Annotated in this window: 2 protein-coding genes; one reads left to right on the top strand and one right to left on the bottom strand. The window is 64.2% G+C overall.

Going from position 1 to position 2000, the window contains the following annotated elements; all coding sequences use genetic code 11:
• A partial coding sequence (locus RMN84_RS03605) for a lysozyme inhibitor LprI family protein (protein WP_309610840.1) occupies positions 1-227 on the bottom strand: 227 nt, incomplete at its 3' end.
• A 179-nt stretch (positions 228-406) separates the two neighbouring features.
• Between RMN84_RS03605 and uvrC the strand changes: the two genes are divergently transcribed.
• Positions 407-2000: excinuclease ABC subunit UvrC (uvrC, locus tag RMN84_RS03600; RefSeq protein ID WP_309610839.1), on the top strand; the 1594-nt coding region annotated here is incomplete at its 3' end.

The raw sequence follows: 2000 nt of genomic DNA, 5'->3' as shown, positions 1-2000 counted from the left end.
ACCCAAAGCAGTTGAGCGCGGCGCAGGGATGGGCGAGCTTGCGGGGATACGCGCTTGAGCGCGCGCGCGTATTCTTTGTTCAGCCTCTTGTCCCAGACGAGCGCCTGCCTTTGCAGGCACTGCACCATGCCATAAGTGGTATAATCTGCGCAGGGCGGGTCCGGTGGATACGGCGAGGCAGGACTGTCCACCCTTTGAGCCACCAGCATCAATGCAAATAAAATCATCTGCTACTCCTTCGCGGGGACGATGCAGCCCTGCGTCGATGTCCGCAATGGGTCGATAGCGGACATTAGTCGCCGAACGGGCAAGGGCGTGGCGGGCTAGTGGTCCGAGGGATGGGTGGCGGCGGAATTGGGTCAGCTTCCCCCTCGCAACCTTCGCCCGAACCCCCTAGATCATCCCCGTGTCCAAAGCCGATCGTCCCGACCAACCTGGCGCGTCCGCGCGGTTTAACGAGGAGGCGGCGACCTATACCGTCAAGGGCGGGGGCGGGGCGGAGGGACCGGATCTGGAGGCCGGGGTCGCGGCGATCCGCAACGTGCTGAAAACGCTACCAGTGCGGCCCGGGGTGTACCGGATGCAGGATGCGCGCGGCGACGTGCTGTATGTCGGTAAGGCCAAGACGCTGCGCAACCGGGTGACGAGCTATACGCAGGTCGCGCGGTTGCCCAAAAGACTCCTGCGGATGGTGTCGCAGACCCGGTCGATGACCATCGTCACGACGCGCAGCGAGGCCGAGGCGCTGCTGCTCGAGGCGCAGCTGATCAAGCGCTTCCGGCCACCCTATAATGTCCTGCTGCGCGACGATAAAAGCTTCCCGTTCATCCTGTTGCGCGAGGATCATGCCTTTGCACGGGTGCAGAAGCATCGCGGGGCGCGGCGGGCGAAGGGGCAATATTATGGGCCGTTCGCCAGCGCCGGATCGGTCACGCGGACGCTTAACGCGCTGCAGAAGCTGTTCCTGCTAAGAAGTTGTTCCGACAGCTTTTTCGCCAATCGCTCGCGGCCGTGCCTGCTCTATCAGATCCGCCGCTGTTCGGCGCCGTGCGTCGGGCGGATCGAGGAGGCCGCCTATGCCGAGCTGGTCGAGGATGCCAAGAATTTCCTGACCGGCAAGTCGACCGGGGTGCAGGCCAAGCTGGGCAAGTCGATGGCCGCTGCGGCGGAGGCGCAGGATTATGAGCTGGCGGCGGTCTATCGCGACCGGCTGCGCGCGCTGACCTATATCCAGGGGAGCCAGACGGTTCACGCCGAGGGGCTGGGCGATGCCGACATCTTCGCGCTGGCGTGCTCGGCGGGGCAGATGTGCATTCAGGCGTTCTTCATTCGCGGCGGGCAGAATTGGGGGCATCGCAGCTTCTTCCCGGCGCATACCAACGACGTGCCCGAAGACGAGGTTTTCACGAGCTTTCTGGTCCAATTTTACGAGGATATGCCGCCGCCCAAGCGCATCCTGGTCGACCGCGACTTGATCGAGGTCGAGCTGCTGATGGAGGCGCTGTCGGAGCGGGCCGAGCGCAAGGTGGCGATCGAGCGGCCCCAACGCGGCGACCGGCGCAAGCTGGTCGAGCAGGCCAAGCGCAACGCCGAGGAGGCGCTCGAGCGGCGACTGGCCGAGGGAACGACGCAGGGCAAGCTGCTGCGCGAACTGGCTGATACGTTCGAACTGCCCGAGATCCCCAAGCGGATCGAGGTCTATGACAATAGCCATATCATGGGGACCAATGCGACCGGGGCGATGATTGTCGCCGGGCCGGAGGGATTCCGGACCAATGCGTACCGCAAGTTCAACATCAAGTCGGACATCACCCCGGGGGATGATTTCGGGATGATGCGCGAAGTGCTCGAGCGGCGGTTCGCGCGGCTGGAGAAGGAAGATCCAGATCGGTCGACCGGGGAGTGGCCCGACCTCATCCTGATTGACGGCGGCAAGGGCCAATTGTCGGCGGTGTGCGAGATTATGGAGAGCGCCGGGGTCCATGACGTGCCGGTGATCG

Origin of the sequence: Sphingomonas sp. (assembly GCF_031380695.1) — a bacterium.
Taxonomy (GTDB): domain Bacteria; phylum Pseudomonadota; class Alphaproteobacteria; order Sphingomonadales; family Sphingomonadaceae; genus Sphingomicrobium.
The sequence above is the reverse complement of the archived record's forward strand: the minus strand, read 5'-3'. Positions and strand labels throughout refer to the sequence as shown.